Annotated in this window: 22 protein-coding genes and 5 pseudogenes; 10 read left to right on the forward strand and 17 right to left on the reverse strand. The window is 65.4% G+C overall.

Annotated elements, in window-relative coordinates; translation table 11 throughout:
- Positions 1–60 precede the first annotated feature (60 nt).
- From YO9_RS0106460 to mfd, 4 genes and pseudogenes are all read right to left on the reverse strand, one after another.
- A pseudogene (locus tag YO9_RS0106460) lies at positions 61–1,502 on the reverse strand (sugar nucleotide-binding protein).
- Positions 1,499–2,497 carry a dTDP-glucose 4,6-dehydratase gene (gene rfbB / locus YO9_RS0106465; protein WP_016996741.1) on the reverse strand — a complete coding sequence of 333 codons (999 nt, stop codon included), beginning with the start codon at positions 2,495–2,497 and terminating at the stop codon, positions 1,499–1,501. Before rfbB ends, YO9_RS0106460 begins: the two are co-directional and overlap by 4 nt.
- A gap of 22 nt (positions 2,498–2,519) precedes the next feature.
- Positions 2,520–2,987 (reverse strand): FAD synthase family protein, encoded by a 468-nt coding sequence (locus YO9_RS0106470; RefSeq protein WP_016996742.1) that lies wholly within the window; start codon positions 2,985–2,987, stop codon positions 2,520–2,522.
- Between the two features lie 588 nt (positions 2,988–3,575).
- Positions 3,576–7,300, reverse strand: a pseudogene (gene mfd, locus YO9_RS0106475) (transcription-repair coupling factor).
- Positions 7,301–7,508: 208 nt separating this feature from the next.
- On the opposite strand from mfd, the gene YO9_RS0106480 reads away from it, so the two are divergent.
- Entirely contained in the window at positions 7,509–8,162 is a 654-nt protein-coding gene (locus tag YO9_RS0106480) for a uroporphyrinogen-III synthase (RefSeq protein ID WP_223286218.1), read from the forward strand.
- 151 nt (positions 8,163–8,313) lie between these two features.
- On the opposite strand, the gene cobA is transcribed toward YO9_RS0106480, so the two are convergent.
- Together cobA and YO9_RS0106495 are read right to left on the reverse strand one after the other, a co-directional pair.
- Positions 8,314–9,984, reverse strand: a complete 1,671-nt coding sequence (gene cobA, locus YO9_RS0106485) for a uroporphyrinogen-III C-methyltransferase (protein WP_016996744.1) — start codon at positions 9,982–9,984, stop codon at positions 8,314–8,316.
- A gap of 266 nt (positions 9,985–10,250) precedes the next feature.
- Positions 10,251–11,309 (reverse strand): glycosyltransferase family 2 protein, encoded by a 1,059-nt coding sequence (locus YO9_RS0106495; RefSeq protein WP_223286219.1) that lies wholly within the window; start codon positions 11,307–11,309, stop codon positions 10,251–10,253.
- A 222-nt stretch (positions 11,310–11,531) separates the two neighbouring features.
- Between YO9_RS0106495 and YO9_RS17295 the strand changes: the two genes are divergently transcribed.
- The 7 genes and pseudogenes from YO9_RS17295 to YO9_RS17320 all read left to right on the forward strand — a co-directional run bounded on the left by YO9_RS17295 (position 11,532) and on the right by YO9_RS17320 (position 15,839).
- Positions 11,532–11,756: a Wzz/FepE/Etk N-terminal domain-containing protein gene (locus YO9_RS17295; RefSeq protein ID WP_016996746.1), complete on the forward strand. Its 225-nt coding sequence runs from the start codon at positions 11,532–11,534 to the stop codon at positions 11,754–11,756.
- Between the two features lie 26 nt (positions 11,757–11,782).
- Positions 11,783–12,181, forward strand: a complete 399-nt coding sequence (locus YO9_RS17300; RefSeq protein ID WP_223286220.1) for a YveK family protein — start codon at positions 11,783–11,785, stop codon at positions 12,179–12,181.
- Between the two features lie 138 nt (positions 12,182–12,319).
- Positions 12,320–13,396, forward strand: coding sequence for a glycosyltransferase (locus YO9_RS0106505; RefSeq protein WP_223286221.1), 1,077 nt, complete (start codon positions 12,320–12,322; stop codon positions 13,394–13,396).
- Positions 13,393–14,148, forward strand: a complete 756-nt coding sequence (locus YO9_RS17305; protein ID WP_016996748.1) for a hypothetical protein — start codon at positions 13,393–13,395, stop codon at positions 14,146–14,148. The genes YO9_RS0106505 and YO9_RS17305 overlap by 4 nt, the downstream gene beginning before the upstream one ends.
- Positions 14,091–14,774 carry a hypothetical protein gene (locus YO9_RS17310; protein ID WP_223286222.1) on the forward strand — a complete coding sequence of 228 codons (684 nt, stop codon included), beginning with the start codon at positions 14,091–14,093 and terminating at the stop codon, positions 14,772–14,774. The genes YO9_RS17305 and YO9_RS17310 overlap by 58 nt, the downstream gene beginning before the upstream one ends.
- Positions 14,749–15,189: pseudogene (locus tag YO9_RS20700) on the forward strand (glycosyltransferase); the annotation flags it as partial. The gene YO9_RS17310 and the pseudogene YO9_RS20700, both read left to right, overlap by 26 nt.
- Positions 15,190–15,293: 104 nt before the next feature.
- Complete coding sequence (locus YO9_RS17320; RefSeq protein WP_016996750.1) at positions 15,294–15,839, forward strand: glycosyltransferase; 546 nt, start codon at positions 15,294–15,296, stop codon at positions 15,837–15,839.
- Between the two features lie 132 nt (positions 15,840–15,971).
- Here YO9_RS17320 and YO9_RS0106520 read toward each other — a convergent pair whose 3' ends face one another.
- The 7 genes from YO9_RS0106520 to YO9_RS17335 form a co-directional block, all read right to left on the reverse strand.
- Positions 15,972–17,321: a lipopolysaccharide biosynthesis protein gene (locus tag YO9_RS0106520; protein ID WP_223286224.1), complete on the reverse strand. Its 1,350-nt coding sequence runs from the start codon at positions 17,319–17,321 to the stop codon at positions 15,972–15,974.
- A 221-nt stretch (positions 17,322–17,542) separates the two neighbouring features.
- Positions 17,543–17,701 (reverse strand): hypothetical protein, encoded by a 159-nt coding sequence (locus tag YO9_RS17325; protein WP_016996752.1) that lies wholly within the window; start codon positions 17,699–17,701, stop codon positions 17,543–17,545.
- A 65-nt stretch (positions 17,702–17,766) separates the two neighbouring features.
- A complete protein-coding gene (locus YO9_RS0106530; protein WP_016996753.1) occupies positions 17,767–18,009 on the reverse strand; it encodes a hypothetical protein in 243 nt (80 codons plus the stop codon).
- Complete coding sequence (locus YO9_RS0106535) at positions 17,987–19,138, reverse strand: alpha/beta hydrolase family protein (RefSeq protein ID WP_031272808.1); 1,152 nt, start codon at positions 19,136–19,138, stop codon at positions 17,987–17,989. The genes YO9_RS0106530 and YO9_RS0106535 overlap by 23 nt, the downstream gene beginning before the upstream one ends.
- Before the next feature lie 154 nt (positions 19,139–19,292).
- Complete coding sequence (locus tag YO9_RS0106540) at positions 19,293–19,928, reverse strand: glycosyltransferase (protein ID WP_223286225.1); 636 nt, start codon at positions 19,926–19,928, stop codon at positions 19,293–19,295.
- Complete coding sequence (locus YO9_RS17330; protein WP_016996755.1) at positions 19,867–20,412, reverse strand: hypothetical protein; 546 nt, start codon at positions 20,410–20,412, stop codon at positions 19,867–19,869. The genes YO9_RS0106540 and YO9_RS17330 overlap by 62 nt, the downstream gene beginning before the upstream one ends.
- Positions 20,355–20,546: a hypothetical protein gene (locus YO9_RS17335; protein ID WP_223286226.1), complete on the reverse strand. Its 192-nt coding sequence runs from the start codon at positions 20,544–20,546 to the stop codon at positions 20,355–20,357. Before YO9_RS17335 ends, YO9_RS17330 begins: the two co-directional genes overlap by 58 nt.
- 439 nt (positions 20,547–20,985) lie before the next feature.
- On the opposite strand from YO9_RS17335, the gene YO9_RS0106545 reads away from it, so the two are divergent.
- Positions 20,986–21,483: a DUF2505 domain-containing protein gene (locus YO9_RS0106545; protein WP_016996756.1), complete on the forward strand. Its 498-nt coding sequence runs from the start codon at positions 20,986–20,988 to the stop codon at positions 21,481–21,483.
- A gap of 202 nt (positions 21,484–21,685) precedes the next feature.
- Positions 21,686–22,884, forward strand: a pseudogene (nhaA, locus tag YO9_RS0106550) (Na+/H+ antiporter NhaA).
- Between the two features lie 120 nt (positions 22,885–23,004).
- On the opposite strand, the gene sufU reads toward nhaA, so the two are convergent.
- The 4 genes and pseudogenes from sufU to YO9_RS0106570 all read right to left on the reverse strand — a co-directional run bounded on the left by sufU (position 23,005) and on the right by YO9_RS0106570 (position 26,340).
- A complete protein-coding gene (gene sufU, locus YO9_RS0106555) occupies positions 23,005–23,484 on the reverse strand; it encodes a Fe-S cluster assembly sulfur transfer protein SufU (RefSeq protein ID WP_016996758.1) in 480 nt (159 codons plus the stop codon).
- Positions 23,481–24,776: an aminotransferase class V-fold PLP-dependent enzyme gene (locus tag YO9_RS0106560; protein WP_016996759.1), complete on the reverse strand. Its 1,296-nt coding sequence runs from the start codon at positions 24,774–24,776 to the stop codon at positions 23,481–23,483. The genes sufU and YO9_RS0106560 overlap by 4 nt, the downstream gene beginning before the upstream one ends.
- A 138-nt stretch (positions 24,777–24,914) precedes the next feature.
- Positions 24,915–25,501 (reverse strand): annotated as a pseudogene (gene pth, locus YO9_RS0106565) (aminoacyl-tRNA hydrolase).
- A 206-nt stretch (positions 25,502–25,707) separates the two neighbouring features.
- Positions 25,708–26,340, reverse strand: a complete 633-nt coding sequence (locus YO9_RS0106570) for a 50S ribosomal protein L25/general stress protein Ctc (RefSeq protein ID WP_016996761.1) — start codon at positions 26,338–26,340, stop codon at positions 25,708–25,710.
- Between the last annotated feature and the right edge of the window lie 82 nt (positions 26,341–26,422).

Below are 26,422 nucleotides of genomic sequence, written 5' to 3' on the forward strand. Positions count from 1 at the left end.
GGGGTTCTTTCGTTGGTCGGGGTCAGCGCCTTCCTTCACACGCCGACGACGCCGCTCGGTTCAGTCGTGCGCGCGGCGCTCCAGAGCTTCGCGCACCACCGTGGCGCTGTCCCGCGGTGTGAAGCCGGTGGCTTCAAGCGTGGAAATGTCCAAGCAACTGTTGGTGGGGCGCGGAGCGATGCCCGTCTTCCCAGCCGTGTACTCCTCCGTGCTGACCGGGGTCACTCTCTGGGGATCGTGGCCGAGTTCTTCGAAGATCAGCCGGGCGATCTCCGCCCACGTGGTCGACTCGCCAGAACCGGTCAGGTGATAGGTGCCGTAGTCGGCACCGCTGTCGATCAAGTGCAGCAGTCCCGCGGCCAAATCCGAGGCCGAGGTCAGGCGACCGTGCTGATCGGAGACAACTGACGGGTCCACCCCGTTCTCCGCCAGCTTGGCCATGGTCGCCACAAAGTTGTGCCCGGCACCGATGACCCAACTGGTGCGCACCAGGTAGTGCTTGGACCACGCGGTCACCGCGCACTCGCCCGCGGCCTTGGACTGGCCGTAGACGGACACGGCGCCAGAGCGGCGTCGGGAGCGTAGAACTGGCCGAGCGGCAACTGGCCGTCGAACACGTAGTCCGTGGACACGTGCACCAACGGGACGCCCGCTCGCTCACACGCGGTGGACAGCGCCCGCACGCCGGTGGCGTTGGCGGCCCAGGCCTCGGTGCGGCCCTCGGGAGTTTCCGCGGCGTCCACGGCCGTGTGCGCTGCGGCGTTGATCACGGCTCGATAGCGGCGCAGCCCTTCACCCGAGCGAACACCTTCCGGCCAACGTGCGGGGTTCGTGAGGTCCAGGTCAGCGCGGGTGTAGGCCGTGAACGGAAGGTCTTGATCCGTTAGCGCCCGGGTCAGGGCCGAACCCAGCTGTCCCCCGGTACCGATCACGAGGACCGGAGCGGGCGGCAACGGCTCAACGTCTGCGAGCAACGGGTGGTTGCGATCCTTCTCCGACAGTTCCGCCTGGTCCAGATCAATGGGCCAGTCAATGGCCAGCTGCGGATCCGCGAGGTTCACAAAGCTGTAGGCGGACTGCGCGTCCGCGGACCAGTGGTCGGTCACCAGGTACGTGTACGCGGTGGCGTCTTCCAGTGTCTGGAAAGCGTTGCCCACTCCGCGCGGGACGAAAACCGCTGTGGAGGGTGTGATCTCGTGGGTGACCACGGTGCCGAATCCGGGTCCGCGGCGCAGGTCCACCCACGCCCCGAAGATCGACCCGGTGGCCACGGACACGTACTTGTCCCACGGCTCGGCGTGGATACCGCGCGTGGTCCCGCGGGTTCCGTTGAAGGAGATGTTGTTCTGCACGGGCACGAAATCCGGCAGTCCGGCGGCCGTTGCTTTCGCGCGCTGCCAATTCTCTTTGAACCAACCACGGTTGTCCCCGGGACGCGGCAGATCCACGATCAACAGACCGTCGATCGCGGTGGCGTGGACCTGAACCTGGGAGTCGCTCATTGACCGGCCTCCCGGTACTTGGCTTCGGTCGCTTCCTTGACGGGTTCCCACCAGTCGCGGTGTTCGGTGTACCAGTCGATCGTGTTGCGCAGACCGGACTCGAAGTCCGTGAACTGCGGTTCCCAGCCCAGCTCCTGACGGGTGCGATCGCCATCGATCGCGTAGCGCAGGTCATGGCCCGCACGATCGGTCACGTGGTCGAACTCGTCCTCGGGCCGGCCCATGAGCCGCAGGATGGTGCGCAGCACCGTGAGGTTGTCCGCCTCACCGTCAGCGCCGATCAGATAGGTGCGTCCGATATCGCCCGCCTCCAGAACGCGTAGTACGGCGGCCGAGTGGTCGTCTGCGTGGATCCAGTCGCGCACGTTCTGTCCGGCGCCGTAGAGCTTGGGCTTGATGCCGCTGAGCACATTGGTGATCTGCCGCGGAATGAACTTCTCCACGTGCTGGTACGGGCCGTAGTTATTGGAGCAGTTGGACAGCGTGGCCTGCACCCCAAAGGACCGCACCCACGCGCGCACCAGCAGATCCGAGCCCGCCTTGGTCGACGAGTACGGGCTGGACGGATTGTAGGGAGTCTCTTCGGTGAACTTGGCCGGGTCGTCCAGCTCCAGGTCACCAAAAACTTCGTCCGTGGACACGTGATGGAACCGCGTACCGTGGCGGCGCACCGCTTCCAGGAGCGTGTACGTGCCGATCAGATTGGTGTGCACGAAGGGCCACGGATCGCGTAAAGAATTATCGTTGTGGGATTCTGCGGCGAAATGCACCACGGCATCCGAATCGCGGACCAAAGAATCCACGAGTTCCGCGTCAGCGATATCTCCCACAACCAATTCGCAGCGCTGCGGGTCCAAACCGTCAAGGCTTGCGCGATTGCCCGCGTACGTGAGTTTGTCCAATACCGTGACGGAATGCTGGGTGTGTTCCAGCACGTGACGAACGAAATTGGATCCGATGAAACCGGCGCCCCCGGTAACGAGTAGTTTGCCCATGGTTTTCAATCCTAGGGGCAATTCAGGAGCTGACCTGACTGCCGTCCTTGAGTGTCTGCGGTGCCTTGATGGGCTGCGGCGTGCTCAGCAGATCCAGCGCCGTGCGCAGCCGCGTGGAGGACGTGTGCACGGTGTACGGGAAGTACACGACCTCTACACCCACCTCGGAAAAGCGTGCTTCGAGGTCACGACCGCGCGGTGTGCCCTTCCAGTCGTCGCCCTTGAAAAACTGGTCGAAGCGCACGTGAGCCCAGGTATCGAGCTTGTCCTCGACGGATTCGATGTGGACCTCGTCCACGAATTTCACGTGGGAGACGATCTCCGCGCGCTCGGCTGCGGGCACGACCGGGGCACGGCCCTTGGTCAGTTCCAACATCTCGTCACTGACCACCCCGGCGATCAGGTAGTCGCAGTGCCGCTTGGCCTGGCGAAGGATGTTGAGGTGCCCCACGTGGAAGAGATCGAAGGCACCGGCGGCGTATCCAACCACGCTGCCTTCGGGTAAGCCTCGTAATTCCGCTGCGGACAGGCCTAATCCGCTGTGACCATGGTGATCATCGTGCCCCGAAAACGAAGTGGTGTTGCGCTCAGCCGCCATGATTCCCCCCTAAGGAACAACACTGCACGGTCCCCACCGCACAGAATGCTTCTTCTACCGTAGCAAGGGCGGGAAGAATTTAGAGACTGTTCACCCAATGCGCCGCCGAAAGGTGGACAAATCCGCATTCGTGCTGTCCACACTTACGCGGATTTATCCCCAGTTCCGCGATTCCCACTGGTCCGTTCCGTACTTCCGGCGCATAGTGAGTATCCGGGATGGTGAGGGGACCGCCCGGGGGAGAACACGTTATGGGGCAGATTCAGTTGAGCGAGAATACGATCCACAGACACAGACCAAGCCATGACTCGCACGGTTCGCGTGCGGCCACAATACTCACGACCCTGTTGACGCTGGTGATCCTGGTGGCGCTGGGCGCGCTGGTGTACAACTACGTCAGCAATGCACGCCCACAGGTGGCCACCAGCGCAAACGCAGCGCACAGCATCTCGGCCGTTCATTACACAGGCAGATTCCAGCTCAGTCCTGACTGCCCACCGGCTGCGCCACGGGGAAGATCGCGTCGAGCACTTCGCGAGCCCACGCCAGAATGGCCTCGTCCACGAGATCCTTACCGCCGATCCGATCCGTCTTGGGCTTGGGTATGAGCACCATGCGCCGATCGGTTCCCGGGATCGCCTTGATCTGCGCACCCTGGTACATGCGCTTGAGCCGCATCTCTCGCGACTCCGGTAGGTCGGCGGGCGCGAATCTGATCATGTTGCCTGCGTGGCCACATCCGTCAGTCCCGAAGCGCGCGCCAAGATGCGCAGTCGCGCGACGTCCAACAGGTTCTTGACCGGGGTGGGCAGTGGTCCGTAACGGTCCTGAAGCTCCTCGCCCGCTTCCACCACGGCCTCTTCCGTCGCGGCATTCGCAATGTTTCGGTAGGCCTCCAGGCGCAACCGCTCCCCCGGCACGTAGTCGTGGGGCAGGTGCGCGTTGACGGGCAGTTCGATCTTCATTTCCGACGGCGCCTGGTCCTGATCCCCGCGGTACTCAGCCACGGCCTCGCCCACGAGACGCAAATACATGTCGAAACCGACACCGGCGATGTGCCCGGACTGTTCACCGCCCAGCAGGTTGCCCGCACCGCGGATCTCGAGGTCCTTCATGGCCAACTGCATACCCGAACCGAGTTCGTTGTGCGCCGCGACTGCCTTGAGCCGCTCCAGGGCGGTTTCGCTCAGGGGCTTCTCCGCGGGATACAGGAAGTACGCGTAGGCGCGTTCGCGGCCACGCCCCACGCGACCGCGCAGCTGGTGCAACTGCGACAAGCCGTAACGGTCCGCGCCGTCCACGATCAGGGTGTTGGCATTGGCGATGTCCAGACCGGTTTCCACGATGGTCGTGCACACCAGCACGTCGAACTTCTTCTCCCAGAAGTCCACGATGATCTGCTCCAGCCGGGACTCCGTCATCTGACCGTGGGCCACCGCGATCCGCGCCTCGGGAACCAGTTCCGCGAGCGCCTTGGCCTGCGCGTCGATGGAGGACACTCGGTTGTGGATGAAGAACACCTGGCCTTCGCGCATCAGCTCACGCCGAATAGCCGCGGACACCTGCTTCTGGGTGTACGGGCCCACGTAGGTGAGCACGGGGTGGCGTTCCTCGGGCGGGGTGGCCAGCGTGGAAGTCTCACGGATGCCCGTCATGGACATCTCCAGGGTGCGCGGAATGGGCGTTGCGGACATCGCCAGCACGTCCACGTCCGTGCGCATGGCCTTGAGCTTCTCCTTGTGCTCCACACCGAAACGCTGTTCCTCGTCGATGATCACGAGGCCCAGGTTCTTGAACTGCATTTCCTTGCTGAGCAACCGGTGGGTACCGATCACCACGTCCACCGCTCCGGACCGCAGGCCCTCCAGGGTCGCCTTGGATTCCTTGGCGGTCTGGAACCGGGACAGCGTGGCCAGGCGCACCGGGAATCCGGAGAACCGCTCGGCGAACGTCTCGGTGTGCTGCTGGGCCAACAGCGTGGTGGGCACCAGGACGGCCACCTGTTTGCCGTCCTGGACGGCCTTGAACGCGGCACGCACCGCCACCTCGGTCTTGCCGTAGCCGACGTCGCCTGAGATCAACCGGTCCATGGGAATGGGGCGTTCCATATCCGCCTTGACCTCGTCGATCGTAGTCAACTGGTCCGGGGTCTCGATGTACGGGAACGCCTGCTCGAGCTCGCGCTGCCACGGGGTGTCCGAGCCGAACGGATGCCCCTTGGACGCCATGCGCGCCGAGTAGAGCCGGATCAGCTCGTTGGCGATCTCCTTGACGGCCTTCTTGGCGCTGCGCTTGGTCTTGTTCCAGTCCGAGCCGCCCATCTTGGACAACGACGGCGCTTCCCCACCCACGTACGTGCTCACCTGGTCGAGCTGGTCGGTGGGCACGAAGAGGCGATCTCGCGGACCGTTGCGCTTGGACGGCGCGTATTCGAGCACGAGGTACTCGCGCATGGGTTTGGGCTGACCCGGCGTGATCATGGCACCGGCGATCGGGCGCTGCACGAGTTCGACGAACTGGCCGATACCGTGCTGCTCGTGAACCACGTAGTCACCCTTCTGCAGGGTGAGCGGGTCCACCTGGTTGCGTTTGCGCCGTTGCGGCAATTTGCGCATGTCTCGGGTGGTGTAGGCAGTGGAACGCCCGAGAACATCAGCCTCGGTCAGCAGCGCGATCCGCGGACCGTCGAACACGAATCCGTGACCGGCACGCGCGGTGGTGAGTTCCACGAGACCCGCCTCGGGTGCCTCGTCGATCGACTCGAATCGCGCGGCCGGAATCTGGGCCCCGTGCAGCAGCTCGCTCAGCCGGTCGAGCGGACCGGGTCCGTCCGTGACGAGCACGACCCGCCAGCCCTCGGACATGCGACCGGCCATGAACTGCAACATGGCATCCACGTCTCCGGAGAACCGCGCGGGTTCCCGAGCGGCCACGGTCAGGGTGTCAGCGTCCGTGTCCGCCAGACGGACTTCTTCCTCCGTGGAATCGGCGTCGATGCCGCTCACACTCACAGCGTTCACGTTGAGCCCGGTGATCGACCACCAACCCACCGAACGGTCCAGGGCGAGTTGCCGGGTCTCGGCGATCTCGTGGAACGAGCCGGCAGCCAGGCTGCGCTCTTGGCCATCTTCGGACTCCACGGCGGTATTAAGATCCAGCGGCGCATCGCTGCCCCCGGAGGCCGATTCCCACGCGGCCATGAGGAATTCTTGATTGGTCGCCACCAGGTCGTGGGCGCGAGCACGCACCTTTTCGGGTTCGATCACCACGGTCATCGAGCCCTCAGGCACCAGGGACAGCACCGGAACCATGTCGTCCGCGAGCAGCGGAGCGAGCGATTCCATACCCTCCACGTACTGTCCGCCGGCAATGCGTTCGAGGATCTCCCGGCCACCGGGCAACTGATCCTTGAGCTTGGCCGCGCGGGACATCACCGTGGGGGTGATCAGTAGTTCACGGCACGGCGAGGCCACAATGCGCGTGGGGTGTTCCACCCCGGTTACTGTGCGCTGATCGGCCACCGCGAACCAGCGCATCTCATCAAGCTCGTCCCCGAAGAATTCCAGGCGCACCGGGTGGTCCTCGGTGGGCGGGAAGACGTCGATGATGCCACCGCGCACCGCGAACTCGCCGCGCTTGGTCACCATGTCCACGCGCGAATAGGCAGCGTTGGCCAGGTCCTTGATGAGCTGGTCGAAAGCGTATTCCTCACCGGCCACCAGGGTCACGGGCTGCATGTCACCGAGCCCAGCGACGACCGGCTGCAGGACCGAGCGCACCGGCGCGATGATCACGCGCAACGGTGCCTCGGTCGCTTCCGGGTGCGCCAGTTTGCGGAGCACGCTCAGCCGCTGGCCCACGGTGTCCGAGCGCGGTGAGAGCCGTTCGTGGGGCAGAGTTTCCCACGACGGGAAGTTCATGACCTGTTCGGCCGGCAGGTAGGAGGCCAGCGCCGCCTCGAGATCTTCCGCTTCGCGACCGGTCGCGGTGACCACAAAGGTCACGGGAGCGGGGCCGGAAGGCGAGCCAGCGGCGTCGTCATGGAGACCCGCCACGATCTGCGCCAGGATGGGCGCGCGCAGTCCGTCCGGAGCGCTGATGATCGTCTCGCTGGACCGTTCGGCCGGCGGACGGGAGGCCTGCGCGAAGATGTTGGCGAACGTGCGGTCCTCGGTGAGCGCGGTGTGCAAACCGGTCAGGGACATGTGCGGGCTACTCCTGGTGTGGACGGCAAAATCCCCTCAGAGTATCGGGGACGCGCCCAAGCCTACTCGCCGGGACAGACACGCTCAGCTCGTACGCTGGAGGCATGAACGCTTCCGCAGACGCACCGCTGACCGGCCGCACCGTAGCCATCACCGCGCACCGCCGCGCCGATGAACAGTCCGGTGCTTTCGAACGGCAGGGCGCCGTGTGCTGCACGCGCCGGCACTCAAGTTGGTGCCGACCGACCAGGACGACGCCGTTCTGGCCGCCACCCGCGACGTCCTCGCCTCCCGCCCGGAAATGGTCGTGATCACCACGGGTTACGGGCTCAAGCGGTGGCTGGCCGTGGCCGAAACCGCGGGGCTGCGCGACGATCTCGTGAATATGCTGCGCGAGACTGCGGTCTACGCGCGCGGGGCGAAGGCCAAGGGGCAGCTGCAGTCGGAACAGATCCCGTGCGAGTACACCGGTCAGTCCGGGCGCACGAGTGAGATCGTGGACGCTTTGATCGCTCGTGATTCACGCGGCACCGTGGCCGTTCAGGTCCACGGCATCACCGACGACGAGCAGCTCACGCGACTGTCGGATGCCGGCTTCACCGTGCTCACTGTGGCCCCTTATCAGTGGGCCTCCGCGGACGAGGGCTCACGGCTCGCGGATCTGACCCGCTCGATTGCCAGCGGCGAAGTCGACTACGTGACGTTCACCGCCGCACCGGCCGTGGACGCGTTGTTCGACGCCGCCCGCGCGGCGGGGACCTACGAGTCGCTCGTGAGTGCGTTGAGGGGTGGTCATTGCACCGCGGTGGCCATCGGCCAGTGTGTGTGCAGCCGTTGGAAGAGGCCGACGTGCTGGCCGTAGTGCCCGAACGGTTCCGACTCGGTGCCATGGTCCGCGCCGTGTGCGAGCACGCCCGCGCGGAGATCTCCGCAGACGGCTCGTAGGGCGTGGTGGTTACTGAGCTGAACGCTCGGCTCGTGCCTGTGCCCGTGCCGATACAACCTTGATCCGCTTATCCGCGAACGGCTTGTTCGTAGTGTTCGACCACGAGTTCGGTGAGTTCGGTCGGCGTGGGTTCGTCGGGTAGCAACAGGGGCGCCGCAGTGATGTCTGCGCCGGCCTTGAGAGTTTTGGTGTGGAAGAACCCCGGGGCCAACAAATAGGTGGCCACCAGGACCCGCGCGTTATTGCCCCCGGGATCTTTCTCGGGACCGTTCTGCAACTGGCTCTCCGATGTGCGCCTTGATTTCCGGGCGTCAGCCACTGCACCCTCAACCGTGGGTTCTGCCGCCGAGAGGAAGGCCACTCGGACTGGCAGACCCAGCTCTTGGGCCAGCTGGTCGGCGGTCACACGGCAGTCGCGCACGGCGTCCGGTTCGGAGGATCCGGCGGCGGCCATGATCACGGTGTCGTGCTCGGTGATCGGCTCGGCGCCGTGCGCCCGCACTGCCTCGTGCAGGCGGCGGGCCATGACAGCAGCCAAGCGCGGATCGGGACCGAGTGCCGCCGCGACTCGATGTTCCGGGTTTCCCTTGATCGCTCGCGCCATGTCCACGTACACGTGGTAGCCGGCCGACAGCAGCAGTGGCACGATCACGGTGGGCTCGTCGCTCAGTTCTCGGGTGCGGTCCGTCAGACTGGGCTCTTGGACATCAACCCACGTGTCGATCACGGACACGGGTTCGAGCGCCGAGCGGACCTCCGCGACGAGTTGGGCCACCGCGGCCTGACCGGACGGGTTTCCCGTTCCGTGCGCACAGGCCAATAAAAATGGCCGCGCCAGCGCGGTTTTTTGTTCAGCGTCGTCGTCGAGCGCGTGCACGACCGGTCCGATCACCGTGACTGCCGGGGAAACGCACCCCGCGGCGGCGGTGTCCACCACCGCGGTCGCGAGGGTGGTGAACGTGCTGCGTTCCTCTGGGCTAAAGCCCTTCTCCAGAACGGCAAGCGGCGTATCCCCGGCCAGTCCGTGACGCATCAGTCCGCTGACGGTCTGCGGCAGCGTGGCCACGCCCATGAGCAGCACGATGGTGGCTCCCGAACGCGACAGGCCCGCCAGATGCTTCAACTCATGTTCGTCCAGCGGATCGTGGCCGGACACCACGGTGAATGACCGGCTCAGTTCGCGGAACGTCACCGGAATTCCGGCGTTTTCGGGAACCGCCACCGCGGAGGTGATGCCGGGGATCACGTGCACGTCCACGCCCGCCTCACGGCACGCGAGCAGCTCCTCTCCCCCGCGCCCGAACACGAACGGGTCCCCGCCCTTGAACCGGACCACGCGCTCGCCCGCGAGAGCAGCCCGGATCATCTGATCCTGAATGTCGGACTGCGGAACGGGGTGGTGCCCGGGTCGCTTGCCCACCGGTACCACGCGCACTCCGGGCGCCAGTTCGTCGGTGACTTCAGGGGCCAGGCGATCGGCGTAAATTACATCCGCGTGCGCGAGTGCGCGCAAGCCAGCAGCGGTGATCAGCCCCGGATCACCGGGGCCACCGCCCACCAGGGTGATGCTGCCACCCGTTCGTTCCGGGACCCGCTCCACGCTCACCGGCAGCGCGACCCCGACGGCCGCCAGCGCTCGGCGCCACGCGGAAGCGTCATGGAGTGGATCGACGGAATCCCCGGCTGCGGGCGTCGCGACGACCACGAAACCGACCCCGCTCAGGGACCGAGCAGACACATCCTCCGGGCGATCGATCTCGACGACCCCGGCTGCGGCACGCTGGTAGGTGCCGCGCAGCGCCGTCGTCAGTCGCCGGGGCCCAGGAGGGCGACCGTGACGAAGCTCAGGTCGACGTGGGCGTGCATAAACTCTCCCGGGATGTGAAGCTGCACCCCGAGTGCCCGGGGCGGGTCGCAACCGATGCTATCGGTGCGCGCTCCCAATCCCGCAGGCCAAGCCAGCGGCGGTAGCGAGCATTACCTCGCGTGACACAAACACGCGTCTCAGCGCCGCATTTCCTCGTTGTAGCCCACGCTGCGATCCACCGTGCGCTGACGGTTGACCAGCCACCGTGTGCCGCCCGGCAGATTGGCGATCGCTGCCTTCACGCGCACGCGGCGTTGCGTGGGCATCATCTCGGCGGCGCGCCTGAGGTGCTCCTTGGCATCGTCCCCGCGGCCGTCCCGCAGTGCCTGTTCCGCTTCCGACGCCGCTGCGAGCGGAGACCCGTAGTCGAGTCGCCGCAGCAGCTTGGCGCGTTCCTCGGTGCTGAACTTGCCGTCGAAACGACGGAGTGTCTTCTGCAGCGCCATCTCTTCGCCCGCGGCCATGCGATCACGCTGGGACTGCATGGACCCGCCCGTCCACGAAATGATGTTGGTGACCTCTTCCACCCGGTCGAAACGCCAGCCCGAGTAGATGGCGCGCAGCCACAGCTCCCAGTCCTCCACGAAAACCTGCTCCGGGTCGAAGGTTCCCACCTCGGTGAAGAAGCAGCGCGGGAACAATCCGTACAAGCTGCCGATGTTGTACTCCAGAATCACCGACCGCTGTTGATCGGCTTCGGGCATCTTTTCGCGGTACTGCAGACGCCCGGTGTTGATCCCACCCGTGGTGCACTGGAAGGCGTTGGCGTAGACAACGGTTCGGGACGCGCTCTCGTTGGTGTCGAGTTCCTCGTAGCGTTCCAAGAGAGTGCTGAGGTGGTGCGGAAGCAATGTGTCGTCCGCGTCCAGGAACGTGATGAAGTCCCCCGTGACCATGTCCAACGCGCGGTTTCGGGCAGCACCGCAACCGGCGTTGTCCTGGCGGAGCACACGCACCTGGCGACCGGGCCGGTTGAGTGCCTCGTACCCTTCGAGCACCTGTGACGTGTGATCCGTGGAGCCGTCATCCACGATGAACAGCTCGATGTTCGGATGGGTTTGCCGCAGCACACTGCTGATGGCCTGACCCACCAGGTCCTGGCCGTTGTAGACAGCGATGACCACGCTGATGAGCGGATGTTCGAGTTCTGTTTCCGTGTGATGGTCCACGTTGATTCCCCCTGTAGTGGCGAGCACGCTCTCCCCTGCGTGTCTCGCCTCCAGTCTAGGAAGCCGGGCCCGTTAACCGCCGCCGGGGATTCGTCCACACATAAGGGCACGAATCCGTGAAATCAACGATCCCGCCGCGCCAGATGCTGGGTGGTGTCGTTACAGTTTTGAATGCGAACACTTTGGGGAACGATCCGTACCGCTTTCGCGCGGGTCGTGAGCGTTTGCATTTATTCAAGGGGGAGATGAGTGAATCTCAATCAGTACATGCGCTGCTTGAAACAGCAGTGGTGGATCGTTGTTCTGACCGCGGTGCTGGGACTCATCGCGGGCGCGGGCTCGGCCATGATCATGCCAAAGTCATACGAGTCCCAGGCGCAGGTGTTCGTCAACGTGGCCAACCCTCAGTCGGTCACCGACCTGCAGATGGGTGAACAGTTCGCCATGGCCCGCGCGGTTCGTACGCGCAGGTAGCCACCACCAATTCGGTCTTGCAGCCGGTGGTGGATGAACTCGGCCTGGACGCCACGCCGGAATCGCTGGCCGAATCCGCCGTGACCGTGACCAATCAGCCCAACACCGCGATGATCACGATCACAGCCACGGGAGATGCACCCGAGGACACCGCGCGCCTGGCACAGGCCACCGCCGAAAGTCTCGTGGAGGTCGGTCAGTCGTTGGAGTCCGGACCGCAGCGTGGCGAACAAGCCGGAGTCAATCTGACCGTGGTGCAACGCGCGGCGACCCCGGAGAATCCCGCTGCACCCTCGTTGGTGCTCAATACCGCACTGGGCTTCTTCGTGGGATTGGTCCTGGGACTGCTGATCGTCCTGGTGCGCGGTGATAAGCCGTCCTCTCGTTCACGACGACTGCAAGCCGGAGGGTCTCATGAGCGCTGAGCACGACAATCCGTCACGACCCACACGAACCACCTCGCGCGACGCGGTGGTGGTGTGCCCCACCGAGTACGGTGGCCAGCTGGAACACGCCGCTGATTTGGCACTGGCGCTGCTGGAGGATCCGCAGGCCGACCGAGTGTGGCTCGTCTCCCGCCCGGTGCCCGGGAGTACCTTGGCTGGGGCTCGGATCATCCGATTCAGGTCGTGGAGACGGTGCCGCCGCGGCGCACCCAGTCCCCCGAGTCCAAGATCGGGAAAATCCTCAAGCCGGTTCTTCAGGTCGCGGATCTGCTGCGGGAGCACGCCGCCGTCCGCTCGGTCGCGAAACAGGCTGACGGGCGTGCCGTGCTGGCCCTGGATTCCACCAAGTACCCGTTGCCGCGCGTCCTGTGCGCATCCCGAGGTCAGGCGGTCTCGGTGTTCGTGCACAACGCCCAACCGCACTTCGACCTCTCGAATCCGTCCGTGCGCGAACGCGTACTGCTGTGGCTCGAGCGCTCGTGCGCGCGCCGTTCCGATCAGGTGATCACTCACGGTCAGGACCAGAGTGAGATCGTGCGCGGATATACATCCAAACCGGTGTCCGCCGTGGACCTTCCGGTGTCTTCGCGCTTGGAGCTGGCAGATGCGCCGGTCTCCAGCGCCATTCCGAGCACCCCCTACGCCCTGTGCATCGGTGAGATGCGCGCCAACAAGGGCATCGAACTGGCCATGGACGCCGCCGTGCGCGCGGACATCCCGCTGCTGGTTCGGGGCGCAGCGGAAAGCCCCGAGCTCTCGTACGCGTTGGCCCGCCGGGCCGCGGCCGGGCGGTGCGTGGATTTCGAGGACGAGTTCTTGTCCCGCGAGGACTTCAACGCGTTCATCCTCAACGCTGCGGTCATCGTGCTGCCCTACACCCACTTCGATGCGCACAGCGGAGTGCTCGCCAAGGCCGTGGGAGCCGGTGTGCCGGTAGTGTCTTCGGACCTCCCGTCCTTGCGCGCGCAGGCCGGTGACTACCCGCAGTTCACCGCTGCGGACGTTCACGACACGGATGCCTTTGGCGCAGCCCTGCGCACGGCGTTCGACGCCGCCGTGTCCGGTTCGCAGGACAACTCGCCCCAGCCTGTGGGCGAGCGCGCTACGCACGGGACGCACGCGGCGTCGTCGCCCTCGAAGCACCAGGACTGGGTGCCGACCGTGGCTGCGGTGATGAGCGCGGAGCGAGCGTGAAGCGGCGGCCGCTGTGGGCCATCTGGGCCCCCAAACATGTGCGGCTCCCCAAGCGCGGTGCCCTGCCCGAAACCGGGACGCGGCTGGATCGAAACCTGTCGCGCGCGCTGCTGGTGCTGTCCGCGCTACCGTTCGCGGCGCTGCCCATGGGCTCGAACACCAACCTGCCCCTGACCAGCGTGGTGGCCGTGGTGTTGATCGCCCGGTGCGCCAAGTACATGCCCATCATGTGGACCGCGCTGCTCGTGGCGGCCGCACCGTTTTTCGCGGCGGCCGTGCGGATGTTCATCAATCCCGAACCGTGGCAGGTCGCCGGGTCCGTGACGTGGGTGGTGTTCACCCTGCCTTTCGCGGGTGCGGCGGCGGCCATCGTGTTCCTGCGCTACCGCGCCATTGCCTGGTTGAGCTGGACCATTCTGCTCAGCGCGGCGTACGCGCTCGTGCAGAAGTACATTTTCTTCGACATTCTCGACACGGTGCCGTTCGAGTCCTTCTACGATCTGCCCGGCTACGCCAATGTCTCCGAGTTCACCGAGACGTTCCTGACGTACGTGCGCCGACCGTTCGGGATGTTCCCGGAGACATCTTTCATGGTGGGCTCTCTCTCGCTCATGGCCATGGCGCTCGTGATCCTGGTGCGCCACTATCACCGCACCATCAACCTGCGGGACGGCGTGGCCCTGGCACTGGTGCTGTGGGCCGTGGCCATCTCCGGTTCGGGCAGCGCGTGGTGGTGCTGGGCGTGGTGCTGATCGCGGCCATCGCGCCGTACGCCGCGCGTAACGCGTGGGCCAGCATCATCCTGGTGCCCGCGGGTCTAGCCGGTGCCGTGGCGATCGGTGCGCGCACACTCCAGGACCGCAGCGAATCCTTCAACTGGTCCTGGTCGGACCGGTACTCGTCGATCGCGGCGTCCGTGCGGTATTTCTTCGCGGATCCCGCCGTGTTCCTGTGGGGCGTGGGCCGCGGCAACACCAACGAGATCTTCCTGACCCACCGCATGCCGCTGGGCGACCTGCAGCACTACAACCCGCTGCCGGACATCTACAGCGTGACCGGCCGCGTGATCCTGGAGAGCGGCGTGTTCTTCGGCCTGGGCCTGGTGCTGATCATGTCCGTGCTGATCCTGCGCGCCGGTGGTCGGAATCCGCTGTGGCTGGGCCTGTGTGCCTTCATCGTGTGGGCCGTGATCTCCGGTCTGACCATCAGCTACGACTCCGCGTTCTGGATCTGGGGCATGGCGGGTATCTGCCTGGGGCTGGAGCTGACCCGATCCTGGCCGGATCCGCCCGCACCTTCTTCGACCGACCCGCATTCGAGCTCGAACACCCATCCCACCGAAAGGTTGCCTCATGCGCATTCTGCACATCGTCAATGACGCCGACACCGGCGGCGCCCAGACGCTGATCGAGCAGTTGCTGCGTGTGACCCGCCCCGGGGACGAGGCCCACCTGCTGGTCCTGCTCTCCCCGGCGTCGCTGTCCTCCCGACTCGAGTCGGTGGCCACGAGCACCACGTATTCGGGGATGTCCCGGAAATCGGTGGTTCCGGCCAAGGGCGTTCGCGATGTCCTGCGGTTGGTCAAGAAGCACAAGATCGACGTGGTGCACTCGCACCTGCACCAGTCCGACCTGATCAACGAGCTCACGCCACATGGCCGCCCGCGGGTGTCCACTCTCCATTCGAGCCTGGACGTCTCGTCCAATCCCGTGGCCAAGGTGGTCTGGCGGACGGTGGCGGGTCTCTCAGGCCGGTTCAACGCCGTGGTGGCGTGTTCGGCCTCCGCCAAGAACTTTGCGGCGAAACTCGGTTACAAGTTCCCGGCGGAGCAGATGCGGATCGTGCACAACGGAAGCGCCACGCGTCCTCGCCCGCTCCTGAGCCCACCGGCGAGCCCGTGTTCGTACACCTGGCACGCTTCGCCGAACCCAAGGACCACCCCAACCTGTTCCGCGCGTTCGCCATGGTGCGCGAGCAAGTTCCCGGGGCCACCCTGGTGTGTGCCGGGCACGGCGTGGACAACGACAATCAGGAACTCACGCGCGGTCTCGACCGGCTGGGCATCCGCGATGCGGTATCCCTGTTGGGCCCGGTGGACAACGTGCGCGAACTGATTCGCACCGCTCACGCCGTGGTCTTCTCCAGCTACCACGAGGCACTCCCCATGGCCGGCATCGAGGCCATTGGAGAAGGCGTCCCAGTGATCACCACCGATACCGGGGATGCCAAGGACCTCACCGTGGATGAGCGGGCCGTGGTGCCCGTGCGGAATTCCGAGGCATTGGCTGAGGCCATGACCTGGTACGTGCAACAGTCGCCGGAGGACCGCAAGAGCATGCGACAGGCCAGCTGGGACAAGGCCGCCACCGAATTCGACGCGCTGGTCACGGCGGACACCTACCGCCAGCTGTACGTGCAGTTGCTGGGGGCAGCTCGAGCCTGACCACGCCGGGCGGTGAAAGCGCTCCCTGCCCACACCACGATGTGGGGCAGTTTCAGGCCACTTCTCACGCGAGAAGTGGCCTGAAGACTCCCAGAATCTTTGTAGTCGTGATCGGCTCGGAAATGACCTGCGTCAGGCCGGGGACTGAGCGGCGTCGCGCTCGTTGAGAACGTCATCGCGGCGTCGGATCCGCTTGAACGCGCCCAGGAACACGACGCCCAGGACGAACGCGCACACTCCGATGCTCAGAACGTCACCGAGAACCTGGGCGAGCAGCGCGAACGTCACGGCCGCAGTAGCGGCGACCAGCACCATGCCCGTCCACGCCAGCACGTGTTTGGAGCGCGAACCGCTGGTTTCGGTGCTCTCGCTGAAGTAGATCTGCACGGGCACGAGCAAGAGCAGCGGTGCCACAGCGGCGAGCATCACGTAGCCCAGATCGCCGGTGTCGGAGGCAATCCACACGGCAGGCAGGGTCAGTAGCAACACGAACAGGCTGATCAGCGAGGCGATCAACGGGTTACCGCGCAGCGTCATGATCAAGTTGGGCACCTGGCCCATGGCCTCGGCCATCACGCCCACGACCACCACGGCCAGCGCCGGAGCGGCGAACGCGAATTCGGAGCCGAGCCACACGGTCAACAGTTCATTGGGCAGCGCGGCCAACGGCACGCTGATCAGCAGGCCAACCAGCAACGAGACGGTGAACGCCACGCGAATGTGCTCGCCGGCCTCCCCCACCGCGGATTTCTTGATGGGGTAGGCGAACGGCATCACGATCCAGCTGATGATCAACCGGGCACTCTGGAACACGCGCATGAGCGCACCGAATGCCGTGGCCGCTTGCAGACCCAGCGTGGGCCCCACGATGAACAGCGGCAACTGGTAGACACCCAGCAACGACAGCGAGCCGATCGACAGCACCGAGGACATCTTCAGCAGCGGCTTACCCTGCAACCGCCACGCGCCACGGATCATCCGGGGCATTCCGAAGCGCTGGTACACGGCCCAGAAGCACACGAGCGGCGGGAGCAACAGGGAAGCGCACTCCACCATGACGATCGTGATGAGCCCACCGTCCAGCGGGATCAACAGGGCGTAGCCTGCCGCGCGGCCCAGAATGGCGACGACCGCGGCCTTGCGCTCGATGTCCGGTCGGTTCAGGGCCCACAGGATCGAGTTGCACGCACGCCCCAGCACCGAGAAGAACAGCGTGGCTCCGGCGGCGATCACCAGTGGAATCACCGCGCGCTGATCCTGTTCCGGCACATCCACCGTGGTCAGGTACAGCGGGAACGCCACGAAGTACAGGGCGGTGAGCACCACCGACAGCACCAGGAACACGGCGAGCGCCACGGCCACAAAGCTGCGCCGATCCTTGCGGTGCTTCGCGTTGTCCGGGATGTCGGTCAGGGTACGGACAATGCCCGTGCCCAGGCCGAAGTCGGACATGGTCAGCAGTTGGATGGCGCTGGAGGCCAAGACCCACAGACCGTACGCTTCCGCTCCCACGATCGTGATGGCGAACGGGTAGAGCAGCAGCAGTCCGAAGACGCTCGTGAACCCCGAAATGTAGTTCCAGGCGATGTTGGCGCCCAGCGGGATTCGCCGGCTTCGGTGGCCTTGTCGGCGGTGAGTGAGTGCTTAGCCATTCCCGGGCGACCGTCCTTCCCACTGCGAGAGCAGTTCAACGACTCGTGTGATCACCACGTCGCGGGCGGTGCGGGACAGGATGGAATGGTCCACGTTGGCAGGTACTCCTCGCGGATATCGCGGCCGCGGGCGGTGAGTCGCTCCACGGCTCGTGGGGTCAGGGTCTCGCGGTAACGGGGTTCGTCCTGCGGGCCGACCAGCAGCACCACGCGGGCGTTGCGGCTCGCGCAGTCCAGGGTGTAGTCCGCAATGGACGCCTCAGGGTGACGCGCAATCAGATTCCACGCCGGCTCGGGCGTGTAGTGACGCAGCGCATAGGAGCCTTTTCCTTGACGGTTCCCAGCACGGATTTCGCCGCCGACGCCGCTCCGGCCACCTTCTCCTTGACCGCGTCCTTGCGCGGCGTAGCGGGTCGGGCGAGCTCCTCCTTGGCCTGCTGTGAGGTGATCGCAGCGGCGTGCAGGCGGGCATCAGCGTCATAGGACTTGCGCAGTTCATCGAAGAACTCCTGCTTCATGCGCCATTCGTTCTGATTGAGCAGAATCATGCCGTCCACCGGAATGCCCTGGGGTTCGCGGGCCGCGCACAGGGTGTCCCAGGCACCGGAGCAGAGCACGGTGGCACCACGGTGGACTTGAAGTGATTGTTGAGCACTGGGCCTGCTCGCGCATGGCCTGGGCATTGGCGTGCCGGTACGGATTGGGATCACGGTCCGTCCAGAGCTCGGCGCGGTCCGCGGCGCCGTCGCGATCGGCGCGCAAACTGGCCACACCGTGTCCGGCGAGCTCGCGCGCGGTTTCGGACCACAGTGCGGAACCGTCGCGGGGTTCGGACGCACCCGGGGCGTAGAACGTCACGGGCTTCCCGGGGTGCGAGGCAATCGGACGACCGGGCTTGTCCGTGACCACCGGCCCCGTCAGCACACCCATGTAGTCCTTGGGCTCCACCCGCACGATCTCCTCCGCGCATTCCATGCCGGTGGCTGCGGTGAACTCATTGCGCAGCGGTCCGCGGCCGTCGCCTCCCATGGGAGTCAGCTCGGGGCGGGGAAGCATGCGGATCAGCTGATCCAGAATGTCGTAGTGCACGCGTGTGTCCAGGGACTCCACGCCGTACATGACCTTGGCGCGCGGCTGGTCCTTCTCGCGGAAGATCGTCACGTGCTCCGGCAGAGTTGCCAGTTTGCGAGGGTCGCGCAGAGCCGAGAGTTGTGCGGCCTGCTCATTACTCAGGCACAGTCCCATGAGATCCACGCGGTCGCCCACGGGGATGTCCGGCAGGGTGGCGTTACGCAACCGGGACCACTGCTTCACGAACACGGACCCTGCCACGGGCTCCCACGCGATCACGTGATCGAAGTGCTCGGCGATCCCAGCGAGCAGCGTGGCACCGATCCGGTGACCGATGGCCCACACGGGCAGCTCTTCCGTCCCGCACACCTGGCGCGCGTGAGCAGCGGTGTCGAGCAGGTCCTGCCGCCATGCCTCCACCACGTTCTGATCCGGCTCCAGAGCATGCGAATCGCCCACGCCGCGATAGCACGCGCGCGCCACGCAATAGCCTTCCGAGGCCAAGAGCATGGCCAGCTGCCTGTTGGAACGGTAGGCCTGGATGTGTTCGCGGCCCACCGGTGGTGCGAGCACCACGAGCCTCGTGCCTTCCCGTCCACGGGGGTGTGCACCCACGTCTGAATGGCGTCGGTTCCACTGCGGGTCCACATGGCCTGACCCATAATTCCGGCGTAGTTATCCTGTTGCATAGCTCTCCCCTGTACCTGCTCTGCCCGTTCTGTGCCCGTGGTCATGGTGTTGACGGCGCGCCCAACGCCTTCTTCTCCAAGAGGGGCACGTGCACCCCGTAGATCTCACACAGTCGGTCCCGCTGCACCTTGCGGCAGTTCTCCCACAAGGCCTGCTGGGACCAACCGCACAGGTGATCGCGGGTCTCCGGATCCACGATCTCGTTCCAGCGCGCGGCCACGTCCTGGGGGGTGTCCACGACCAGCGGAAGGCCGGAATCGTCGAACACGCGGATCCGGCGCACGATCACCGGAATATGATTCGCCGCGGCTTCAAGCACCGTGATGGGGAACCCTTCCCAGCGCGCGGTGTGGAGGTAAACGTCCGCGGTCTTGAGCTGTTCCTGCACTTGGTCGTGAGCGATCCAGCCGGTCACCTTGATGCCGTAGTCACGGAACAGCTGTTCCACCTTCTCGTCACCGCCACCCACCCAGATGGGGGCTACGCGGAAGCCGGCATCGCGAATGGCCTGCACCGTCTCCGCGAAGAACACGGGGTCCTTCTGCGCCGTGAGTCGGCCGGCGCCGGCCAGGACCAGAGGTTCATCCGCGCCCTTGGTCGGGCGGGGCTTGGAGTCAGGTTCGGCCACATTGGGTACGTAGACCGTACGCGGGGACACCGGGCCCCAGTGGGCCACGTTGTTCTCGGCCTTCGAACATCCGGCCAGCACGTCCGTCCGCGCGGCCAGCGCACCTTCGAGCGCCAGAACCCAGCCGGGTCAGACGCGAGTGGTCCAGGCGCGAGAACGACCACGCGTGCGGCGTGTACACCTGCTTGATGTGGGCGAGCGCGGGGTCGAAGTACTTCTGCACCTTGCGGGCCACGGGTCCGCGTTGGGCCAGTTTCTCCGCCCGAATCCGACGCCGCCGCTGTCCTTCTCGCAACAGGTCGCCGTGTCGTTCGGCGCGGGTCGTGGGCGCCCCGGGGGTGCGCAGCGGTGACAAGGTGTCCACCGGCTTGCGCGGCAGGTGCCCCACGGCCAGGCGTGCATAGACGCCCGCGTAGCTGGAATGGGAGTGGATCACGTCCGGGTGGATCTCGCTGATGGCCCAACGGGTGGCCTTCAGGTTGGCCAGGTGACCTCCGGGCAGAAAACGCACGGAAGCGAAGTCGATGTCCACTGGTCCTCGAGGTTCACGGCCTCCGGGCGCAAATGGCACAGCAAGTGGTGATCACATTCCGGGGTGGCTCGCGCGTAATCCCGCACGGCCGCGGCCACGCCCCCGCCAAAGGCTTCCACTACGTGCAGCACCACGGGTCCGCTCGGCGTGCCCGGATCAGCGGCATCACGATGCGGAGATTGCAGAGCGTGGGCCCGGTGCGGGCGCGGAGGTGTCGTGGTGCGTCTGCTGCACCAAAGTGCCCGTTGCAGGCGAGCTGGAACCGTTCATCTATTTCCCCCTGATGAAGCGCGCACCGCATGAACTACTGCAGAGCGCCTAGTCAGCGCGACAAAACACGCAGGTCACGGGATCCCCACCCCGTTTATGTGACCCTGCGGCATTCCCCTGCCGCGGGTCTTTTCCAGTCTAGGTTTGAGCGCGCAATCGGCAGCTTCCCAGGGCCAAACTGGCTGTCCCATCTTTAGCGGACAGCCCAACCCCGCTTTCTCTCAGGTCTCCCGGATGATCATGGGCCTAGGATGGATTCGCTGGCCACAACGCGTCTCGCGTTCATCGATTTCTAGGAGAACCATGTCTGTCAACGCCTCCACCACCGTCAAGGCTCCGCTGGAGACCGTGCTCAAGACCTTCGTCGACGAGGCATTCGTCCGTCACGTGAGCGACCGCGCGGGTACGCAGCTGGAATCCTTCGAGGTTTCCGGTGACATCAACACGGCCTTCACCGTGACCACCGTGCGCACCATGTCCCCGGAGAAGCTGCCCGACATGGTCCAGAAGTTCGTCAAGGGTGCCGTCAAGCTCAACCAGGTGGACACCTACGACGCTCCGGCCGCGGACGGTTCCCGTAACGTGCGCACCGAGATCAAGGCCCACGGCCTGCCCGTGGGTGCCAACGCCACTCAGAACCTGAAGCCCTCCGGTGAAGAAACCGTGATCGACGTTGCCGGTGACGTGGTCGCCAACATTCCGCTGGTCGGCAAGAAGATCGCCGCTGCCGCCGAGCCCTACATCGGCAAGGCCCTGACCCTGCAGGCACGCGCCGCAGAATCTTGGATCTCCAAGCACTGATCATTAACGCATTACCTGAGAACCGGGGGTCGCTCGAACGGCCCCCGGTTTTTAGTTGGTGAGGCTATATGATGACCCAAGATATCCGCAGATCGAATGGAGTTTGGCTTTGAATGTGGCCGTGAACAATCCGTCACGCGCGGGCAATCTGGGTGCGTTCCTGAGGCGTGACACCACGGGCGGCCTGCTGTTGCTGATCGCTATGGTGGCTGCTCTGGTCATCGCCAATTCACCGCTGGGTGACTTCTACTTCGGCGTGCGTGACGCCACGTGGGGATCGGTGTTCCCGGATTCGATCACACGGTCGGCGAATGGGCCGCGGACGGCCTGCTGGCCATCTTCTTCTTTCTCACGGGGCTCGAGCTCAAGACGGAGTTCGTCAACGGCGAGCTGCGCAATATCCGAAAGGCCATGCTGCCCGTGGTCGCCGCTGTGGGCGGCGTGATCATGCCCGCTTTGATCTATCTGGGCATCAACATCGCCGCCGGCGCCGAAGAAACGGCCATGCACGGTTGGGCGATTCCGACCGCCACGGATATCGCCTTCGCGGTGTCCGTCCTGGCGGTCGTCGGCTCCGCGCTGCCCACGGCCATGCGCACATTCTTGTTGACGTTGGCCGTGGTGGACGACTTGATCGCGATCATCATCATCGCGTTCGTCTACACGGAATCCGTGCGCGTCCTGTTCCTGGGCGGTGCCGCGGTGCTGCTCGTGATCTTCTGGGTCCTCACCCACAAGTACGCCAACTGGTTCATGGCCAAGCACTGGGCCGCCTGGGTCATCTTGTTGCCCATCGGCGTGGCCACGTGGTGGTGCGTCTACGAAGCCGGCGTGCACGCCACCATTGCCGGTGTGCTGTTGGGCTTCATGGTTCCCGTCATGAAGACCACTCCCCGCGTGATCCGTCACGAGGATCCCGACATGGGACTGGCCCCCGCCCTGGAGCACCGTTTCCGTCCGCTGTCCAACGGCCTGGTCATCCCCATCTTCGCGTTCTTCTCCGCCGGTGTTGCCGTCGGTGGTATCGATGGCATCAAGTCCGCCGCCGCAGACCCCGTGGCTCTGGGCATCGTGGCGGGTCTGCTGATCGGTAAGCCCGTGGGCATCTTCGGTGCGGCGTGGCTCATGGACCGGTTCAGCCCAGCGGTGAAGGACAAGGACTACACCTGGTTCGACCTGTTCGGTATGTCGTTCGTGGCCGGTATCGGGTTCACGGTGTCCCTGCTCGTGGCCGAGCTGAGCTTCGGCATCGGCAGCCCCCACAACGATCACGCCAAGGTGGGCATCCTGTTCGGCTCCATGCTGGCGGCACTGATTGGTGGCGGCATGCTGCTCGCCCGCAACGCCAAGTACAAGAAGGTGCGTGCGCACGGCGTGGACCCGGACGTCTACGACAACTAGGTCCTGCGCGGCCCGCCCTCGGCCGCACAGCGAAACGGCCGGTGAGAACCTCTAAGGTTCTCACCGGCCGTTCGTCATGTCAGGATCGCGGGCCGCTGGTGCGCTCCCTCGTCCGCAGAGCTATGTCGTTCGGGCCTTCGACGCCGCTTGGTTCACCGCGTCCTCCACGGCCACCCAGCTGAGCATCGCGCATTTCACCCGCGCCACGAACTTGGACACCCCAGCAAACGCGGCGGCGTCGCCCAGGATTTCCTCGTCGGGTGCCACTTGGCCACGGGAACGGAGCATCTCGCGGAAGTGCTCGATCATGGCCTCCAGCTCGGGCAGGGTCATACCGGGTGCCATCTCGGACAAGACCGACGCCGCCGCCATCGAGATCGAGCAACCCTCACCGTTCCATTCCACGGCCTCCACGGTGGGATTCTCGCCGGCAGTCACCGCAACGCGCACGGTGATCTCGTCACCGCACGTGGGGTTGTACTGGTGCGAGACGCCGCTGCGCTCACCGGCCGATGAGACGTCCTGTTCAGTCTCCCCGCTGCGCTTGTGGGAGTGCTCCAGAATAATGGTTTGGTACAGCTGGTCCAGCTCAGCGCTCATGCGCCCTCCGCCCGGAAGTAGCCGCGAACGCGCGAAAGCTCGTCGAGGAAGCGATCGACGTCGTCGGTGGTGTTGTACAAATAGGTGCTCGCGCGCGTGCTGGCTGTGAGGCCCAACTCGCGGTGCAGCGGCTGTGCGCAGTGGTGACCCACGCGCACGGCGATCCCGGCCACGTCCAGGAGCTGGCCCACGTCATGGGCGTGCACCCCGGCCACGTCGATGCTGGCCAGGCCCACGCGCTCGACGCCCGGTGCGGGACCGAGGAGGCGAACGCCGTCGATCTCCGTGATCCCTCGCGCCAACCGGCCGCCGAGCTCGGCCTCCCACGCCTCGATGCGGTCCATGCCGATCTTCTCGAGGTAGCGAACGGCCTCGGCCCAGGCCACGGCTTGGCTGATGCGCTGCGTGCCGGCCTCGAAGCGGACGGGTGAGTCGAGGTACTGCGCGTGCTCGGTGGTGACCTTGGTGATCATGGAACCGCCGGTCAGGAACGTGGGCAACGCGTTGAGCAGCTCGCGGCGGCCGTAGAGCGCGCCGATGCCCGTGGGGCCCAGCATCTTGTGCGCGGAAAATACGGCAAAGTCCACGCCGAGGGCCGGGAAGTCGATGGGCATGTGCGGAACGGATTGGCACGCGTCCAGCACCGTGAGCGCGCCGACCTTCTGTGCTTCGGCGACGACGCCGGGCACGTCCGTGATCGCGCCCGTCACGTTGGACACGTGCGTGAAGGCGACGAGCTTGGTGCGCTCCGAGAGGGTGGCGGCGACCGCTTGCGGCGTGATCAGGCCGCGTTCGTCCACGGGAACCACGCGCAGGGTGGCGCCGGTCCGTGCGGCCAGTTCCTGCCACGGGATCAGGTTGGCGTGGTGCTCGGCCTGGGTGGTGACGATCTCGTCACCGGGGCCCAAGCGGAAGCGCTCAGCGTGCTCGGAGCCATTGGAGCCCGCGGTCGCATTGGACATCGCGTAGCTCAGGAGGTTGAGGCCCTCGGTGGCGTTGGAAGTCCACACCAGGGAATAGGGATCTGCACCCACAAAGCGGGAGACAGTCGCGCGGGCGTCCTCGAAGAAATCCGTGGCCTCGACAGCCAGGGTGTGGGCGCCGCGGTGCACGGCGGCGCGGTGACGCAAGGTGAAATCGCGCTCCGCGTCGGCGACCGCCAGCGGTACCTGCGAGGTGGCGCCGGTGTCCAGGTAGACCAGCGGATGACCCGCCACCTGTGTTTCGGTGAGCAGCGGGAAATCCTGCTTCAGCTGCAGGACCTGCTCGTTGTCCAGGGGGGTAGTGGTCATGACTCCTTCTCACGAGCTGTCGCTCATCGGCTTACGGACCGGCCGTCTCCACGGTAGTCGCGCGCGTGGGCGGTGACTAATGGTGGTTACGCCAGGTTGAGCGCCTCGCATGTCCCGAGCTTTCGGGACGGGGCATTTTCATGAGGACAGGCGTGCGTGGAAGTACTGCTGGGTGTCGATCAGACCCTTTTCGGTGAGCATCTCCACCGCGTCAGCCGCTTCGCTGATCAGCAGCGGTAGTTCCTTGGACTCCGAACCGGAGAACCGCTTGAGCACGTAGTCGGCGGTGTCCATGCGGCCCGGGGGCCGCCCCACACCCACGCGCACGCGCACGTAGTCCTTGGTGCCCAGCGCCTTGGTGATGTCGCGCAGCCCGTTGTGGCCGCCCTCTCCACCGCCACGCTTGAGCTTGACCGCGCCCAACGGGAGGTCGATCTCGTCGTGGATGACCACCAGGTTGTCCACGTCCAGGTCGTAGTACTTGAGAAGCGAGGACACCGGACCGCCGGAGGTGTTCATGTAGCTCAGCGGCTGGGCCAGCACGAGCCGCGGCGACCCCGGGCTCATCCGCGTTTCCGCGACCGCCGCGCGGCTCTTGTGCGCCGACAGTTTGGCGCCCGCGCGGTGGGCCAGTTCGGCCAACACCATGCACCCGCGTTGTGTCGTGTCCCCGCGTAACGGTCACCGGGGTTACCCAGCCCCACCACCAACGTGCGATCTGCCACGGATGGCCTCCTTCGGTTCGGTCTTCAGCTCGCTGCAGCACCGTTGCGCTGCGGTCAGATATCTTCACCATGAGCCCATCGGTTACACGGTGCGCTCATGGAAACTGCACTCACGAAAACACGGCGGCAGGCACCCGTGGGCACCTACCGCCGTGTTCGATCACTTCACTGCGCCGACCAACATGTCAGCGCGGTCAAGGGAATTCTTACTCTGCGTCCTCGGCGGGAGCCTCTTCCTCAGCGGCTTCCTCACCCTCGGCAGCCTCTTCGCCTTCCTCCGGCTCCTCGCCCAGGTCCTGCTGGACCGGCTCGGACACGTTGATGACGAGCAGTTCCTCGTCGGAGACCAAGGTGACGCCGCTGGGCAGCGTGATGTCCTTGGCGTAGACGTGCTCGCCGGGCTCGAGTGCATCGATGTTGACCATGACGTACTCGGGAACCTTGAGGGCGTCGGCCTCGATGACCAGAACGTTCTCTTCCACGTTGTGCACGGCGGTCGGTGCAACTTCACCTTCGACGTGAACGGGGATCTCGACCTCGACGCGCTCGCCACGGCGGACGGTCAGCAGGTCGATGTGCAGGATCTCGGGGCGCACAGCGTGACGCTGAACTTCCTTGATCATGGCCAGGTGGCCGTCACCGTCAACGTTGATCTCGAGAACAGCGTTGGGGTTACGGGAAGCCAGCATCATCTCGTGGCCGGGCAGGATCACGTGCAGGGGCTCGGCACCGTGGCCGTAGATCACTGCGGGGATCTGGTCGTTCTGACGCACGCGGCGGGCGTAGCCCTTGCCGAATTCGGTGCGCAGCGTACCGGGAATGTTGATGATATCCACCATGGTGGAACTCCTTCGATTGTGGGTTATCGGTTCGTCACCACACTGACCGCCCGAATGGCACTCGCACCACTCGTTGAACCGG

The organism is Kocuria atrinae C3-8, assembly GCF_000286355.1.
In the GTDB taxonomy this organism is placed as follows: domain Bacteria; phylum Actinomycetota; class Actinomycetes; order Actinomycetales; family Micrococcaceae; genus Kocuria; species Kocuria atrinae_A.